Origin of the sequence: Moorena producens PAL-8-15-08-1 (genome assembly GCF_001767235.1) — a bacterium.
Lineage (GTDB): Bacteria > Cyanobacteriota > Cyanobacteriia > Cyanobacteriales > Coleofasciculaceae > Moorena > Moorena producens_A.
Genome location: NZ_CP017599.1, coordinates 8,347,359 through 8,363,436, shown reverse-complemented (window position 1 = coordinate 8,363,436; position 16,078 = coordinate 8,347,359). Strand labels below are relative to the sequence as shown.

Below are 16,078 nucleotides of genomic sequence, written 5' to 3'. Positions count from 1 at the left end.
CTACGCTACATATACTGATGATCAACGGGATTGTACCACTATATAGGTGGGTTTATAGGTGGGTTTAGCCTCTGCTTCGGCGTAATATGATCTCCGAATAATTACTCTTAATCGAAATCACCCTATCACACCGTTACACCATCAATTTTCTTTATTATCGGTATTCAATCGGACTTGATCTAAGTCTGTCAGACATACAAGCACAAGGACAAATCATCGCTTTCCGGATTTTTATTACAATTTGTATCTTTGATTACTTATTGCTTGACAGAATCGACAGTATTCTATAGGTGTGTTAGATTGATTAACAACGGCCAAAAAAAAGAGCAGTCGGAACATTCGTCCGCCTGCCCTAATCAACGTATGTAAGCTTAGGAGTAAACCTATGGAAACGCCTGGAAAGCTAAGTTTGGAGCAACAGTTCCAGATGAAAATCTACCAAGACCAAGTCAAGCTCTTGAGCCAGGAGGAGGCTCAGTCCTATCTCTTGGAAGTTTTGCGTCAAATGATGGTTAAAGAGAACCTATTCCGCCATCTACTCAAAAACGCTTAACTCTTAATTAGCTGCGAAGGTTTCACTTTGCTTGACTTGTTTTAAGGGGTGCCTCAGTCGTACCTAAAGTGGAATAATCTACACCAGCATGGGAACGCCTATAATCTAAACCTTCGCTGCTGATCCCAAACTGCTAATAGCAATCGTAGCTTCAGCCTTTGCTGGCCTACTACTAGATAATAATAGTATATTTTATAAATTTCAACTTACGTAAAAACACTGAGATACTCAGGGAATTCGATAGTTAGGAAATTAGGTAGTCAAGGAATGCTTATCAGGAACCCTTGGCTGTTAATGACTTGAATTTACAATCTTGAATGTAGACTAGGAACTAGCTTGCATAGTGCTCACTTTAAGCTTCCTCCGAATTCTAGCACACATGATAGGATTAGGGGTGCTCGGTTTTTGCGTTACTTGCGATTATCCTCCGTTTCAGGTCAATCAGGACTTAGGCCAAATCGAACAACCAACCCACTGAGCTACCAAAAACCTAGATGTAGGGTGGGCAGTGGCTTAGACCGATTGCTCAACCTGGCCATCGGGTGGCTAGACACTGGCCACCAAAAACCTAGATGTAGGGTGGGCAGTGGCTTAGACCGATTGCTCAACCTGGCCATCGGGTGGCTAGACACTGGCCACCAAAAACCTAGATGTAGGGTGGGCAGTGGCTCAGACCGATTCATCAACCTGGCCATAGGGTGGCTAGACACTGCCCACCAAAGGATTAATCACAGCAGTACACAGACCGATGCATCAAGCTGGCCAAGGGCCCTTGCTAAGCACTGCCCACCTTAAAATTAATCACTAAGATCCATTACTAATTCTCCTAAGATCCTCGCAAGAAGGGGATTTAAGGGAAGAATTAGCCCAGGTATCGGGGGTAGTAGGGAAAGCGGTGAGAATAACAGTACCATCAGGGCCAATCAGCCAACCCTGAGCTTCCACAATCCGCCGCTTTGGACGCTTGGGAACCGACTCCTCCCTAGCAGCGGGAGTTAGTTGACTCTGATAATTTGTGGTGGCCGAGTTATCTATGGTCACCCAATCTGCTATGACGGTCTGGCGGATGATCGGGTCAAGGGGACTCGGAGGCAAGCCACCCCGTCCAGTAATAATGAATTCATCCCCTTTGGAATCATCCGATGCCACTTTGACATTGTCAGCACACCTAGCCGCAATCAGTTTAGAGGCGTCAACTACAGTAGTTGGGAGTTCTACTAAACCCTGAGATGGATTAACCCCAAGGATGTTGATTGTTATGTTACCGTCTACACCACGCTCAGAACTGGCGGTGATATCACTCAAGTTGGTTAGTTGATCCGGAAAGTTGAAGCCAAAGATGCCTTGAGCGGTAAGTGTAATATTACCACCCATGCCATCAAAGGCATTAGCGGTAATGTCGCTATTTTCTTCCAGGACGGCAAGAATGAAATCAGCAGTAATGGTGATCTTGCCACCATTACCTGGTTGATCTTCGGTACCAGCGCTGGTACTGATTTGACTCCCATCGCGCAATATTAATAAATCCTGTAGCGTGAGAATAATATTGCCACCATCTCCGCTAAAGGTTTGAGCAGAGATATTACTATTGTTTTCTAGGGAGATGGAGTCAGCATTAATTGTTATTGTTCCAGCATCGCCAGTACTGTTATCAATCGTTCTGGTACCAATACTACTGCCTCCTCTGAGCACAAGTGAGTCAGCAGTAATTGTTATTTTTCCAGCATCTCCACTGCTATTTTTTTGAGTCTCGCTGCCAAGACCAGTTTGATTTTCAAACAATACAGAACCAGCTGTGATTATGATCTCTCCAGCATTGCCAGTACTGTGATCGGTAGTGTTGGTACCAAGACCACTTTGATTTCTGAACACAAGTGAGTCAGCAGTAATGGTTATTGTTCCACCATTCCCACTGCTACGGTCTTTAGTATCACTGCCAAGACCAGTTTGATTTTCAAACAATACAGAACCAGCTGTGATTATGATCTCTCCAGCATTGCCAGTACTGTGATCTCTAGTGTTGGTACCAATACCACTTTGATTTCTGAAAACAAGTGAGTCAGCAGTAATAGTTATTGTTCCACCATTCCCACTGCTATGGTCTTTAGTATCGCTACCAAGACCACTGTCTTTGCCTTTAAACAATACAGAACTGGCGGTGATGGTGATCTCTCCAGCATTGCCAGTACTGTTATCTTGAGTATTGGTACCAATACCACTTTTTCCTGTTTTTCCTGTGAACTCTACTGAGTCAGCAGTAATGGTGATTTTTCCAGCATCCCCACTGCTATTGCCTCTAGTATTGCTCTCAATATCACTGTCATCTTCCAACGATATGGAACCAGCTGTGATTGTTATATCTCCAGCATTGCCCTCAGTTTGAATATCACTATTTGGATCACCGCTATAGGCGAAAATTTTACTTTCATTCCTGAGCAAAAGCAAGTCAGTAACGGTGATAGAGATGTCTCCACCCTGATCACTATTGTTGGAATTGCTATCAATAATACTTTTGTTAGTTATTGAAATATTGTCAGCGATAATAGTGATTTTTCCAGCGTTATTGCTTTCCTCAGCATCAATAACATCAACATTGGGAGGAATTCCACTTTGACCGATGGCACTTTCGTTGTCAAGTGAAAGAGTGCCAACGTCGATAGTAATTGATCCAGCATTCCCGCTACTCCCATCTGATGCTATACTGCCCAAACCACTGTTATTAGCAATAGAAAGGGAGTCAGCTTTGATCTTGATTTCTCCAGCATCGCCAGTACTGTTATCTCTAGTGTTGGTACCAAGACCACTTTGTTCTCTCAACACAAGTGAGTCAGCAGTAATGGTTATTGTTCCACCATTCCCACTGCTATTGTCTTGAGTATCGCTGCCAATACCACCTTGATTTTCAAACAATACAGAACCAGCTGTGATGGTTATCTCTCCAGCATCGCCAGTACTGTTATCTCTAGTGTTGGTACCAAGACCACTGTTGTTTGTGAACACAACTGAGTCAGCATTAATTGTTATTTTTCCACCATTCCCACTGCTATTGCCTCTAGTCTCGCTGCCAAGACCACTTTGATTTTCAATCAATAGAGAACCCGCTGTGATGGTGATCTCTCCAGCATCGCCAGTACTGTTATCTCTAGTGTTGGTACCAAGACCACTGTTGTTTGTGAACACAACTGAGTCAGCAGTAATAGTAATGTTTCCAGCATTCCCACTGCTATTGCCTTTAGTATTGCTATCAAGATCACTCTTGTTTTCCAACAATAGAGAACCAGCTGTGATGGTTATATCTCCAGCATTGCGCTGGCCTTCGGTATCACTATTGATTCCGATACGTTCCAATGCGATCGCACCAGCCGCAGTAATGGTGACTGCTCCTCCACCAGTATCAATTTCCCCATTCATCAATTCCACATCACCACTACCGGAGTTATCACTATCCGCTTCCAGGAATAGATTGAGCAAACCACTGCTGGCTTTGATATCAACATTTTTGAGACTAATATCATTGGCCGCTTGCAAACTTAGAGTGACTTCCCCTGGTGTGGTTTTGGTAATGTCAAAGCCATCTGCAGTGATATTTCCTTCCTGATTGCCTGTGGTTCCAGCAGTGATAGTGACATTGCTGCCACCATTGAGTTGAGCTTCAAACAAGCCCACTTGATCCCCTAATACCGTTACTTTGCCACCAGTTTGTCCTGGAGATAAATTGGCAGCGCTTAGGTCACCAGAGATAATCACGGTTCCTGGAGTAAGTGGCACTTGGGTACCGGAATCGGTAAGTATTACCTGACCGTCACTGGAAACTGTTACGCCGGTATCATGGTTCAAACTACTCAAAAATTCTGTGACAGAGGCCGGATCGGATGGTGTTAATGGCACCGTTGGGGTAGATACTGTCAAAATCTGTCCAGCTTGCCCCAACTGCACTAACGTTTGACGAGGAACCGCTAATATCTTAATCTCACCCCCTGGTGCTAGGATATCCCCAGTGCTAATCACACTCCCGCCGACTAAGGTGACATTCTGTCCCTGTCCCACAGCTAAATTGCCAGCATTTACGATCGGCTGAGGCGGATTCTGGCCATACTGCAATCCGGGAGTAATGTTAATGGTTAAAAGGGGCGGCTCTTCGGGATTGGTAGCACTAAACTCGGTGCCATTGCCAAAAACTATACTATTAGCGGTACTTCCAACAAAGGAACCGGCTACATCTAATTGGGAATTGGCTCCGAAAACAATACCATTAGGATTGAGCAAAAACAAGTTCGCGGCACCATCTACTCCTAGGGTGCCGAAGATCTTGGAGATGTTACTACCGGTTACCCGGCTGAGAATAGTATTGATGCCAGCGGGATTGGCAAAGTAAACCCGCTGCAAGTCCCTAACATTAAAATCAGAAAAGCTATGGAATAGGTTATCCCCTCTGGTTACTCCACCTTCAATCAAGTCAGCGGGAAGTCCTTTGACCTCTACATTTGGTTTAACTAGAGTTTGATTATCCCCCAAGGTCTGATCCGGAACAATCTGAGCCACAGCGGGATTTACTGAATGAGTAATCCCATAGTATCCACTCAGAGTTATCCCAGCAAAAATTACTAGCGATCGCACTATTTTCATGTTTACTTAGCCTCCTATACTTCACCTTGGGAGTGATCTGAGCAAGTATGCTCAGATTTAGGAGTTAAGATTCATAACTCAGGAGTATGAATAGTTTATTGTCTAGTAACTTTTAATAGAAATTGGTTAAATCATAAACTAATGGTTATTTATAATCCTACTAATCATTTCTGAATTATTATTTCAATGACTTAATTATTATTGCGCCGCCATAGCTCTAGCGCGATTAGTTTCAATCATTTGCTCTAGCATTTCCCTAGAAACACAGCGGCGTTCAGAGCAATAGGTCATGAGATTGACGCCATTCATCATGCGCACAGTGCTGACTCGGACACGAAAATCATCGGTGACAAACCAACAACGTTCTTGACCCTGATTATTCTGGTAATTGGTATCAATGGTGAGGATGCCGTCTTTGCCAAACCAATACCGACTCACTACCGGAATACTTTCCACATAGCCCTGGTCTCGAATCAATTTACCACTAAGCTTAGTTTCATCATCTGGAACATCAATTAGAATTGCGGCATATTTTGAACTTGGTTCCCGGTCATCTAAATTGATTTGCCACATAAAGCTCGCTCCCCCCATCGCCTGGCTCGGGTCAATCTTTTGGAGGTCACACACGGCTTTGACTTTAGGGTTATCTTTTTCAATAACTTGAACAATCAGATTGGATTCCCCCGATTCATCGGCAGCGTTATCGAAGTGATGAACTGTGCGTTGAGTAAACCACTTGCCCTCGCTTTTACGAAAGAAGTCCATCATGGTCATGGGTGGCTTGAGTCGCATTTTTGCTTAAACCTCCAGATAGTGGTATTGGGATAGAGATGGTTAATCGCTATGTCTAGGCTAGGGTACGATCATTTGGTGTCCCTAGCCTAGTCCCTACCCTGGAAATGGTAATTATTTTTAATATCCTGTGTTCCCAGCACAACGCTAGACTAACCTTGGCAGTTCCAGGTAGAGTTCAGTAATTACCATGATTCAAACTCGGTTAAGCGATCGCACTAACAACCAAGCTATGGATATCTTAAAACGGTTCCAAGCCGGAGACTATATTTCTGATGCTAATCTTGAGGGCATCGATTGGAGTCAGGGAGACTTGTACCAGGTTAACCTCAGTGGTGCTAACCTACAGAAAGCTAATTTGAGCCAAGCTACTCTGACTGGGGCTAATCTTAGTCAGGCAATTTTGCGGGAAGCGAATCTCAGGGGAGCTGATCTCAGGGGAGCTGATCTCACTGGCGCTGACCTGACTGGCGCTGATTTGGAAGGGGCTTATGTAAACCGGGCAGATTTAAGGAAGGCTAATTTGACCATGGCTAACTTAAATGAAACCAACCTACAAGTAGCCCTGTATGACCGGGAAACCAATTGGCCAGAAGGATTTCGCTACAAAAGTTCTGGGGCTGTTGGGCCTGGTGCTAATCTCAATGGTGCTTTTCTCAATACCGCTAATCTCAGGGGAGTTGACTTACAAGGGATTAGAGTAATAGGAGGTTATCTAAGCGGAGCGGATTTAACTGGTGCTAATTTGCAGGATGCTGCTTTGAGTGGATCCAACTTACGGAAGGCTTTGCTGACCGGGGCTTGCTTGCGCAATGCCCGTATGAGTGGAGTGGAGCTGGAGGGAGCGGATTTGCGAGGAGCCGACCTGACTGGAGCAGATTTAAACCATGTACAAAATATTGCTGGGGCTGACTTTACCATGGCTCAAGGCATCAGTGAAGCTACCCGTTCCATGCTTTTGAATCAACCATATAAAGATCTAGACACCTGGAATCCCTATACTCGCAGCAATACTCGGGAAAGTTTAGGAGCCAGTCATGAGAGTTGAAGGTTGAAGATTGCAGGTTGAAAGGTTGAAAGGTTGAAGGTTGAAGGTTAAACCGTTGAAACCTGTAAGCTCTAACCTGTAACCTGTAACCTGTAACCTGTAACCTGTAACCTGTAACCTGTAACTTGTAACCTGTAACCTGTAACCTATAACTTGTAACCTGTAACCTGTAACCTGTAACCTAAAATAATCACGATTTAAGAACGTCACCAAAATGTCTGAAATTCAAGAAGCCAAGCCATCACCGGCAGAAATTGAGGAAGTTATTACTGAACTAGAGAAATATCGCGAAAGACTCGTTAATGATGTGATGAAAATGGCCCAGAAGGTTAAATTGCCCAAAAAAGCGGCCATGGAGCATATCAAAAACCACCCAGAAATTATTAAGATCGACGCTGCTCTGGAAAATCTCCGCCCCTAGCAATCATCCTTGCTATCAACTTGAAGCAACTGACTCAAGCAACTGGAATTACCCATGGTTACATCGGAAACTCAACCGCCAGCTCCCTCGGAAACTGACCGTTTTCTGGCTGATGTCAATAGCCAACTTGCTGAGGGAAACGTTGAGATTACTAATCCGCAACAGTTAAAAAAGATGGTTGAATCCCTGGCTGATAGTCGGGGGATGGTCAGACTAGGATTCGTAGAAGCCTTCGGAAAAATTGGTAAGCCAGCTGCTCCATTTGTGATGGAAGCACTAGCTAATCACCCAAACCCAGTGGTGCGCAGGTCCTGTGGCAAGGCTTTAGCAAAAATCAGGGATCCCCAGGCGGTTCCTACCCTGATCAATGCTCTGTTAAATGATGAGGATACAGTGGTCAAGAGTTCATCAGCTGGAGCCTTAGCCAGAATGGGAGAAGCGGCTGTTCCAAAGTTGATTGAGGTGTTGGAATCAGCAAATTATCCCCAATCTGCCAAAGGTCATGCCTCTTGGGCACTGGCTTTCATTGGGTCAGAAGCAGCTGAGCACCTGTATCAGGCAATCCACTCCGAATCAGAAGATGTGCGGATGGCCGTTGTGGGAGCGATCGCTAATTTGGTAGATGAACCAGGTAATGACCAGGCTACAGAAATTCTCGTGTTATCACTGAAAGATGAATCTGTCAACGTGCGTGCCGAAGCAGCTACATCGGTGAGCCAACTTGACCCCCAGGTAGGGGTTCCCCATTTAATCCCGTTACTGGAAGACCCCAGCCAAGAAGTGAGGCGGAGGGCAATCTTATCCTTAGGGAAGCTTAAGGATGAAGCGGCTTTACCTGCATTAACAGCCAAGTTATCCGATGACCGAGAGGAAATTCGCCAACTGGTCAAGGTAGCGATCGCACAAATTCAGAAAGGTTGAACGCGCACCCGTGGCCAAAGGCCAAGGTTGAAGGATTGAAGGGTTGAAGGATTGAAGGGTTAAAGGTTGAAGGGTTGAAGGGTTGAAGGGTTGAAGGTTGAACGCGCACCCGTGGCCTTTTGGCCAAGGTTGTTCGCCCTGGGTGTTCGGTCTAGGGTAGCTTAAAAAAAATCAGAAATCTAGCTGTTCTCATATTTATGAGGTACAGATATTTTTTTTATGTTCCCAGATCCGCTGTTCCCTGTGCCCAGATCCGCTGTTCCCTGTTCCCTATAATCCAAAAATTTCGATATTTCATAAGTAATATTTTATAATTCATAATTTCTAAGATAATCGTCAGTTTCAATCACAGAGAATCCTAGAAGTTTACAAATCTTGATAATTTAGGGTGATCAGGGCATTGTATAAATGAAGGTGTGAAGGTGTAAAACACTGACATAATCTCGCTCACAGGAGCTATGAGCTCCCAAGATTCCTTAATCAGGAGTCGAGCTCGAGGTTATGTTGTTGTTTAAAAGCTTGTAAAGTTTTTTAAACACCCTGAGAAAAACCTGATTAAAAAATTTGTTGCTATCTAGGAGAATCTGTTAATGGCGGCATTCGGACCAGCATCACAGCTAGGTGTCGGCCTATTTGAAGACACAGATCCAATCGAAGTCTGGCCAGGTATCTCAAGCGAGGACGCTGAGGCCGTGATTCGGGCGGTCTATCGGCAAGTATTGGGCAATGCTTATGTCATGGAAAGTGAGCGACTGGCTGTCCCAGAGTCTCAGTTCAAACTAGGTGAACTAAGCGTTCGGGAATTTGTGCGGGCAGTAGCTAAATCGGATGCTTACAGCTCCCGGTTTTTCGACAAAGCCCCCCGCTACCGCGTAATTGAGCTGAATTTCAAACATTTACTTGGTCGGGCTCCCGATGGCTTCGATGAGATGAAGGCTCACAGTATTATCTGGGATGAAGGAGGCTTCGAGGCAGAGATTGATTCCTACCTCGACAGTGACGAGTACCAGGAAGTTTATGGGGAAGACACGGTTCCCTTCTACCGGGGCTACAAAACCCAAACAGGCAAGAAGATGGTTGGGTTTACCCACATGTTCCAACTGTTGCGAGGAGCCTCTAGTAGCGACTTCAAAGGGAGCTTGGCTGGCAATAGTCCCTGTCTCAATAAGAATGTAATTCAAGAAATTCCTACAGCAGTGATTCCCCCATCTGGTGGTGTATCTGGCTGGTCTTTCCAAGAGACGCCATTGGGTGCCAGAACTCGTCATGGTGCTGGAGCTACTGCTGAAGGTAAGGTGTACCGCATTGAGGTAACTGGCTATAAGTCCCCTGGTGCAGTGAATCGGGTATCCAAATTCCGGCGCAGTAATCAGGTATACCTGGTTCCGTTTGATCAGCTCTCCAAAGAGTACCAGCGGATTCATAAGCAGGGTGGCGTGATTGCAAGCATCACCGTTGTGTAATTAGGATTCAATCGGGATTCAAACGTTTCTAATCTGGAAAAGTTCGTGTATTTCTGCGTACTTTGGCAGCAAACTAGTTGGCTTGCTGCCAAAGAAGGTAGAGGTGCAGTTCAATGAAGGGTTGGTTACTTTGTTTTGGGAAGGAAAATTCCCTCTATTTTGAATAAGTTTTTTGCAAGGAGAAATTTAAATGGTCAGTACAGCGCCTACTGCCAAGTTTGGTATAGATTCAGATACCATCTTTGAACTATGGCCCACTAGCGGCATTGATGAAGTACAAGCTGTAATTCGGGCAGTTTATCGTCAAGTTTTGGGCAACCCCCACATTATGGAGAGCGAGCGGCTAGTGAGTGCTGAATCGCAATTATGCGATGGCAGCATCAGTGTCAGGGAATTTGTCCGGGCTGTGGCCAAATCAGATTTCTATCGCGCTCGGTATTTTGAATCCTGTGCGCCCTACCGATTTATTGAGCTGAACTTTAAGCATTTATTGGGTCGTGCTCCCCTAGATCAAACAGAAATTTCGGAACACATCCGCATCTGTATTGAGCAAGGTTACGATGCTGAGATTGATTCTTACATCAATAGTGAGGAGTACCAAGTTAAGTTTGGGGAGAATATCGTACCCTACTATTTTGGTGCTAGTAGCCAAATCGGCCAAAAGCAAGTGGGCTATAACCGTACCCTCTGCTTGGTAAGGGGTCGTCCAGAAATTGATAGCTCCATAAAAAGCTCTTGCTTGGTAGAAGCAGTTGCCACCAATAGCACCAGCGAAATTGTGCCACTGGCAGGTTGTCGTGCGGCCGCTTATGCTGATGCTACCGAAAAGACGTTCAAAATTGTTGTCCGGGGTGCGATGTACAGCGGTCGTCGCCGTCGTAGTACCACTGAGTACATTGTTCCTGGCAGCAAGATGACACCCCAAATTCAGCGGATTAATCGCACTAGCGGAACAATCGTCAGCATTACAGAAATCTCCTAATATCTGGGGTTTTGTCTTTTCGGAAGTTTTAAAGGAGAGATAAAAATGGGAAATTTAACTCGGTCAGCTGTTCTAGGCTTGGATGCCTTTGAAGGTGATCCATTAAAATTACAGCCTTTTTCCACTGAAGATGATTTACAAACGGTAATTCGAGCTGTTTACAAGCAAGTTTTGGGCAATGCCCATCTGATGGAGAGCGAGCGACTCGCTAATGGGGAATCAATGTTGCGCAATGGGGATATTACTGTCCGTGGCTTTGTGCGCATGGTCGCTCAATCATCCCTGTATCAATCCCGATTTTTCCAGGGGTCTTCGCCCTATCGGTTCATTGAACTTAATTGCAAACATTTGCTGGGTCGTGCTCCCCTAGATCAAGCGGAAATCTCTGAGCACGTCAGCCTTTACAATGAACAGGGTTATGAGGCTGAAATCGATTCCTATATCGATAGTGACGAATATCTCCAGAATTTTGGCGAGGACGTGGTTCCCTACCCCCGCAGCATTAGTAGCCAATTGGGGATTAAGAATGTGGGCTTTAATCGGATGTTCTCCTTACTGCGAGGTGCTCCGACCAGTGATAGTGGAAAACCAGCTCAGCTAATCACATCTGTAGCTAGTAATCTATCTCCAAAAGTTAAGGCTCCAGCGATTGGAAATGGTGCAGGTTATGGCAACACTGGCAAGCGTTACCAGATTGCTGTTTCCACATGTGCTGGTGCTGCCCGGTTGAATAAGTATAGCAAGCTGAACTATCAGGTTAGCTACGATCAACTCTCTGAACAAGTTCAGAGTATTCATAAAAGCGGTGGCAAGATTCTCAGTATTACTGAGTTAAATTGATCGAGTAGCCCGGTTATCAGTTATAGTGCTACGCGCAAGGCAAGAGGCAAGAGGCAAGAGGCAAAAGTTCACTAAAACAGCTTTTGCTGCTTGTATCAATGTCAAACACCTTAATGCGTAGTGCTATATCAGTAAAAAAAAAACTGGTAACTGATAACTGATAACTGGTAACTGATAAGTGAATAGCTGTGTCAGTCAGCTAAATTTGAGCAAAGAATTTAGGAGGAATTTAAATGTCACTTTGGGTAATGGATGCTGACCCGGTAGAGTTGCGTCCTGGTGCAACAGAAGATGATCTGCAGACAGTAATTCGCGCAGTTTACAAACAGGTTCTAGGTAACCCACACTTGCTGGAATGCGATCGCTTAACTAGCGCTGAATCGATGCTGCGGAATGGGGAGATCAGTGTACGGGGCTTTGTACGCATGGTCGCTAAATCAGACTTGTACAAGTCCCTGTTTTTTGATTCTGCTTCCCAGTATCGTTTCATTGAGCTCAACTACAAGCATTTTCTAGGTCGTGCTCCCCAGGATCAGACAGAAATTGCCGAACACGTTCTAATTTATAACACTGCTGGCTACGAGGCAGACATCGATTCTTATATCGATAGCGACGAGTATAAGTTGAGTTTTGGGGAGTTGATTGTTCCCTATCCTCGTAGTAATAGTACCGAAGTTGGGATTAAGAACGTAGCCTTTAATCGGACATTTTGTTTGATGCGGGGAGATGCTACCAGTGATAGCGGTAACCAAGCCAAGCTGATTAGTGATTTAGCAGCTAATCTGTCTACCAAGATTACTGCTCCTGTTGGGGGTTCAGGTACTTACGCCAATAAGGGCAAGCGCTTTAAGATTACTGTAACTAAAGCTGGTGTTGGTCCTCGATTTAAGCGGAGTAAGACTACCTATGAGGTAGGTTACGACCAGCTGTCGGCGAGGATTCAAAATATGCACAAAATGGGCAGCAAAATTGTCAGTATTACTGAAATAGGTTAGGTTGACTTTCCCGATTCAGTATTCAGTATTTAATATCAGCTAAGTTTATAGATGTTATTTTTTTAATAAAAATTTGTAAGCAATAAAAAGCCAATTTATAAAAAAATAACACTATTTAATAGTTGAATATTGGTAAAAATTTGGAGTTTATTTGAGGCTTGTGAAATTAAAAATTTAGTAAATTAAATGTAGTTGATCGATGTCATAAATTACAGATGGAACTAGCACTCTGAGGGATTATAGCGATCGCACAGTTGTACTAGAGGTAACAGGTTTTTGTGGCCAAGATCTAATGGAAGTAACAAGGTTTCTGATAGCTGATATCAATAAACTACTTGCTAATATTCTAAGTCTCAATAAACCCCAAATAGCACCTCCCTTAGAGCTGATTCGTCAACTCGCACTAAACCTTGTAGGATAAGGCTTGCGCTCAAATAGAACCACCATTGAACTATTTAATATCCAAAAGACAATCATAGCAATGCTTTCAGACTTCTTAAGATTTACTTTACGAATCAGCTCTTAGAAACTCAAACAGCCCCTAAAATTCTCACAGAAGCTCAAAAACTCATGCAAAACACAACTCAAACCAGGCAAGGTCAGTATCAAGCCTGGGAAGAAATGGATCCAATTGAGCTGTGGCCAGGTCGTTCGGAAGCAGAAATCGAGACGGTGATTCGAGCAGCATACCGTCAGGTTTTGGGAAATGCCCATGTCATGGAAAGTGAACGGCTAACTGTCCCGGAATCCCAGCTCAAGCAGGGCGAAATCACTGTCCGTGAGTTTGTGCGTCAGGTTGCCAAGTCAGAGTTGTATCGGTCAAGGTTTTTCGATATCTGTCCCCGCTATCGATCAATCGAGCTGAATTTTAAGCATTTGCTTGGTCGTGCTCCTGATGACTACTCCGAGACCTTTTATCACAGCCAATTACTGGATAAAGGGGGTTTCGAAACGGAGATTGATTCTTATATCGATAGTGACGAGTACCAAGAGGTGTTTGGGGAATATATCGTACCGTTTTACCGGGGCTATAAAACCCAAACAGGCAAAAAGCTGCTTGGGTTTACTAACATGTTCGTGCTGATGCCCAGCGTTTCTAGCTCTGATAAAGACAATGTGTCAGGGAATCTGCCAAGGCTAAATAAATCGATTATTTACAATAATCCCCTTGGGCAAGCCCCAGTTACTGATATCCAAGCCTTATTGGATGAAGTACTTAAGCCCAAAATCCAACCGCAGGAAGCTCCCACAGAAGCTCAGAAACAACGCTCACAAGCGTATCAAGCCATCCAACGGAAATGCCAAGAGCAAGAAGAACTGCTGAAAACCTTGCAGCAAAAGGTCGCAGACTTACAACCATTGGCTAGCTTGGGAGAATCACAGTTTAGCAAATGGCAGTCTTACAGTTCTTCGAGCAATGGTGGTAGTGGTTTCACCAGCATTGCAGCCCAAATCCCCATGGCAGCAGCGACTGTAGAGCCAAACAGTTATGAAGCTCTGCAACAAAAGTCTGAACAACAGGCTCAGGAAATTGCTAAGTTACAAGAAAAGATTGCTGATCAGCGGCGTTTAGCTATGATTGCAGAAACCCAGTTGAATAAGTGGCGTCCTCGTAGTTATTAGAGTAATTATTAGAGCTGCGATGTAAGCATTCAGCCGTCAGTGGTCAGCGGTCAGCTTATTTTATTCAAAAGCATCGATTGCGCTACGCTCACACTGCGCGAACAGTAACGAGGCCATTCCCGTAGCGTGCCATTGGCCTTGGCCAATGGCTAATAGCTGTGCGTGTAGCGCATTAGCTGATGGCTGATGGCTGATAGCTGATAACTGAATGCTTAGCTGTGATTAGCTCTATGGCCAGTTGCCATAGAAATGTGTAGGTTGTTGAGGGTTGACTGTTGAGAGTATACTGACAGCGGTCAACCATCAACAACTACCTGGGAAATACAAGCTTTTAACTAAAGGTTTGAACTAAAGCTTTTAACGAGGTACTTTTAACAGTAAAATATATAGACTTTAAATAGCCGATCCGGAGGAAAAGCCAATGGCCAAGAAAAGCCGTAAAACTTCTAGCCAGTATTCAGAAGGTAAGTCCAAGGTGGGGATATCCCTGACCCCTACAGGCATTGGCTTGTTGACTCAGATGGCTCAGAATACTGGATTGTCCCGCTCGGAACTAATTGAGCGTATCGCCAGAGGTAATATTGCGATCGCATGCCAGCAGGCAAGTATGACTATTGCCCTGGAAAATCCACCGCAGGCAAACGAAACATCCCCCAACAATGGAGCCACAAAATCTCCAACCAAGATTCAAGTTATAGAGGGTGAGCAACCGCGACAAGCTGATGTCTCTGAGCCTGGTGCTTCTGGTGTATCCCAAGAAGATTACCAGTCTTTACAACAGCAGGCTAAAGAGCAAGCTAATGTGATTGAAGACTTACAGAAGCAGCTAGCAGACCAAAAATCTGAAACTACTGAACAGACCGAAAGTTATCAGTCTTTGCAACAGCAGGCTAAAGAGCAATCTAATCTGGTTAAGAAATTACAGAAGCAACTAGCTGACCAAAAATCTGAAACTGCTGAACAGACAGAAAGCTATCAGTCTTTGCAACAGCAGGCTAAAGAGCAATCTAATCTGGTTAAGAAATTACAGAAGCAACTAGCTGACCAAAAATCTGAAACTGCTGAACAGACAGAAAGCTATCAGTCTTTACAAAAGCAGGCTAAAGAGCAATCTAATCTGGTTAAGAAATTACAGAAGCAACTAGCTGACCAAAAATCTGAAACTGCTGAACAGACCGAAAGCTATCAGTCTTTGCAACAGCAGGCTAAAGAGCAATCTAATCTGGTCAAAAAGTTACAGAAGCAGCTAGCAGACCAAAAATCTGAAACTGCTGAAGACAAAGAAAGCTATAAGTCTTTACAACAGCAGGCTCAACAGCAAGCTAATTTGATTGAAGACTTACAGCAACAACTGTCTGAACAAAAATCTCTAGCAACACAACAGGTAGAGAGTAACCAAGCTCTGGAACAGAAGGCTAAAGAGCAAGCTAATCTGGTCAAGAAGTTACAGAACCAGCTAGCAGAGCAACAATCCCAGACGACGCAACAAGTAGAAAGTAATCAGGTTCTACAACAGCAAACTCAAGACCAACAGAAGCGTATTGCTGAGTTAGAGCATCAGTTGTCTGAGCAACAATCTCCAGCTAATCAAGCTACCGAGAGTTATGAGTCTTTGACACAGCATAATAACGACCAAGAGGATCGTATTGCCACTTTGCAAAAACAAATTGCTGAGTTAAAGCGTTGGGCAACCATTGGCAAAGCAGAGTTAAATAAGAGGCGTAACCGGAGATTGTTTTAGCTAGTGCCCGAAACCATCAATAATGATGCCAAGTCCCCTAGCTTCCTGCGTTGATAGTTTTGGGGATAGCTTT

At 44.4% G+C, this 16,078-nt stretch carries 14 protein-coding genes; 10 read left to right on the top strand and 4 right to left on the bottom strand.

Features of this window, described 5'->3' with window-relative positions; translation table 11 throughout:
• Window positions 1–385 precede the first annotated feature (385 nt).
• Window positions 386–553, top strand: a complete 168-nt coding sequence (locus BJP34_RS30620; protein WP_008183188.1) for an NblA/ycf18 family protein — start codon at window positions 386–388, stop codon at window positions 551–553.
• Between the two features lie 479 nt (window positions 554–1,032).
• On the opposite strand, the gene BJP34_RS41365 is transcribed toward BJP34_RS30620, so the two are convergent.
• From BJP34_RS41365 to BJP34_RS30605, 3 genes are all read right to left on the bottom strand, one after another.
• Window positions 1,033–1,236, bottom strand: a complete 204-nt coding sequence (locus BJP34_RS41365) for a hypothetical protein (RefSeq protein ID WP_158517552.1) — start codon at window positions 1,234–1,236, stop codon at window positions 1,033–1,035.
• 121 nt (window positions 1,237–1,357) lie between these two features.
• Window positions 1,358–5,179, bottom strand: coding sequence for a filamentous hemagglutinin N-terminal domain-containing protein (locus BJP34_RS30610; protein ID WP_070395603.1), 3,822 nt, complete (start codon window positions 5,177–5,179; stop codon window positions 1,358–1,360).
• Window positions 5,180–5,377: 198 nt separating this feature from the next.
• The gene (locus tag BJP34_RS30605; RefSeq protein WP_070395602.1) at window positions 5,378–5,971 is read right to left on the bottom strand and encodes a phycobiliprotein lyase; all 594 of its coding nucleotides are present in this window, start codon (window positions 5,969–5,971) and stop codon (window positions 5,378–5,380) included.
• 190 nt (window positions 5,972–6,161) lie between these two features.
• Between BJP34_RS30605 and BJP34_RS30600 the strand changes: the two genes are divergently transcribed.
• The 3 genes from BJP34_RS30600 (at window position 6,162) to BJP34_RS30590 (ending at window position 8,361) form a co-directional block, all read left to right on the top strand.
• Window positions 6,162–7,019, top strand: coding sequence for a pentapeptide repeat-containing protein (locus BJP34_RS30600; RefSeq protein ID WP_070395601.1), 858 nt, complete (start codon window positions 6,162–6,164; stop codon window positions 7,017–7,019).
• A gap of 214 nt (window positions 7,020–7,233) precedes the next feature.
• Window positions 7,234–7,440, top strand: a complete 207-nt coding sequence (locus BJP34_RS30595; RefSeq protein ID WP_070395600.1) for an acetyltransferase — start codon at window positions 7,234–7,236, stop codon at window positions 7,438–7,440.
• Window positions 7,441–7,494: 54 nt separating this feature from the next.
• Window positions 7,495–8,361 (top strand): HEAT repeat domain-containing protein, encoded by an 867-nt coding sequence (locus BJP34_RS30590; protein WP_070395599.1) that lies wholly within the window; start codon window positions 7,495–7,497, stop codon window positions 8,359–8,361.
• Here BJP34_RS30590 and BJP34_RS44835 read toward each other — a convergent pair.
• Window positions 8,327–8,488: a hypothetical protein gene (locus tag BJP34_RS44835; RefSeq protein WP_158517551.1), complete on the bottom strand. Its 162-nt coding sequence runs from the start codon at window positions 8,486–8,488 to the stop codon at window positions 8,327–8,329. The two genes, BJP34_RS30590 and BJP34_RS44835, sit on opposite strands and share 35 nt — an antisense overlap.
• Window positions 8,489–8,951: 463 nt before the next feature.
• On the opposite strand from BJP34_RS44835, the gene BJP34_RS30585 reads away from it, so the two are divergent.
• The 6 genes from BJP34_RS30585 to BJP34_RS30560 all read left to right on the top strand — a co-directional run bounded on the left by BJP34_RS30585 (window position 8,952) and on the right by BJP34_RS30560 (window position 16,005).
• Window positions 8,952–9,824, top strand: a complete 873-nt coding sequence (locus BJP34_RS30585) for a phycobilisome linker polypeptide (RefSeq protein ID WP_070395598.1) — start codon at window positions 8,952–8,954, stop codon at window positions 9,822–9,824.
• Between the two features lie 190 nt (window positions 9,825–10,014).
• A complete protein-coding gene (locus BJP34_RS30580; protein WP_149031261.1) occupies window positions 10,015–10,806 on the top strand; it encodes a phycobilisome rod-core linker polypeptide in 792 nt (263 codons plus the stop codon).
• A 45-nt stretch (window positions 10,807–10,851) separates the two neighbouring features.
• Entirely contained in the window at window positions 10,852–11,646 is a 795-nt protein-coding gene (locus tag BJP34_RS30575; protein WP_070395597.1) for a phycobilisome rod-core linker polypeptide, read from the top strand.
• 233 nt (window positions 11,647–11,879) lie between these two features.
• Window positions 11,880–12,641, top strand: coding sequence for a phycobilisome rod-core linker polypeptide (locus BJP34_RS30570; protein ID WP_070395596.1), 762 nt, complete (start codon window positions 11,880–11,882; stop codon window positions 12,639–12,641).
• A gap of 570 nt (window positions 12,642–13,211) precedes the next feature.
• The gene (locus BJP34_RS30565) at window positions 13,212–14,264 is read left to right on the top strand and encodes a phycobilisome rod-core linker polypeptide (RefSeq protein ID WP_070395595.1); all 1,053 of its coding nucleotides are present in this window, start codon (window positions 13,212–13,214) and stop codon (window positions 14,262–14,264) included.
• A gap of 421 nt (window positions 14,265–14,685) precedes the next feature.
• Complete coding sequence (locus BJP34_RS30560) at window positions 14,686–16,005, top strand: hypothetical protein (protein WP_070395594.1); 1,320 nt, start codon at window positions 14,686–14,688, stop codon at window positions 16,003–16,005.
• The last annotated feature ends 73 nt before the right edge of the window (window positions 16,006–16,078 follow it).

Excerpts from the sequence above, each read along its gene's own strand:
- BJP34_RS30620 (WP_008183188.1), top strand. The coding sequence starts at position 386 with ATGGAAACGCCTGGAAAGCTAAGTTTGGAGCAACAGTTCCAGATGAAA.
- BJP34_RS41365 (WP_158517552.1), bottom strand. The coding sequence starts at position 1,236 with ATGAATCGGTCTGAGCCACTGCCCACCCTACATCTAGGTTTTTGGTGG.
- BJP34_RS30610 (WP_070395603.1), bottom strand. The coding sequence starts at position 5,179 with ATGAAAATAGTGCGATCGCTAGTAATTTTTGCTGGGATAACTCTGAGT.
- BJP34_RS30605 (WP_070395602.1), bottom strand. The coding sequence starts at position 5,971 with ATGCGACTCAAGCCACCCATGACCATGATGGACTTCTTTCGTAAAAGC.
- BJP34_RS30600 (WP_070395601.1), top strand. The coding sequence starts at position 6,162 with ATGATTCAAACTCGGTTAAGCGATCGCACTAACAACCAAGCTATGGAT.
- BJP34_RS30595 (WP_070395600.1), top strand. The coding sequence starts at position 7,234 with ATGTCTGAAATTCAAGAAGCCAAGCCATCACCGGCAGAAATTGAGGAA.
- BJP34_RS30590 (WP_070395599.1), top strand. The coding sequence starts at position 7,495 with ATGGTTACATCGGAAACTCAACCGCCAGCTCCCTCGGAAACTGACCGT.
- BJP34_RS30585 (WP_070395598.1), top strand. The coding sequence starts at position 8,952 with ATGGCGGCATTCGGACCAGCATCACAGCTAGGTGTCGGCCTATTTGAA.
- BJP34_RS30580 (WP_149031261.1), top strand. The coding sequence starts at position 10,015 with ATGGTCAGTACAGCGCCTACTGCCAAGTTTGGTATAGATTCAGATACC.
- BJP34_RS30575 (WP_070395597.1), top strand. The coding sequence starts at position 10,852 with ATGGGAAATTTAACTCGGTCAGCTGTTCTAGGCTTGGATGCCTTTGAA.
- BJP34_RS30570 (WP_070395596.1), top strand. The coding sequence starts at position 11,880 with ATGTCACTTTGGGTAATGGATGCTGACCCGGTAGAGTTGCGTCCTGGT.
- BJP34_RS30565 (WP_070395595.1), top strand. The coding sequence starts at position 13,212 with ATGCAAAACACAACTCAAACCAGGCAAGGTCAGTATCAAGCCTGGGAA.
- BJP34_RS30560 (WP_070395594.1), top strand. The coding sequence starts at position 14,686 with ATGGCCAAGAAAAGCCGTAAAACTTCTAGCCAGTATTCAGAAGGTAAG.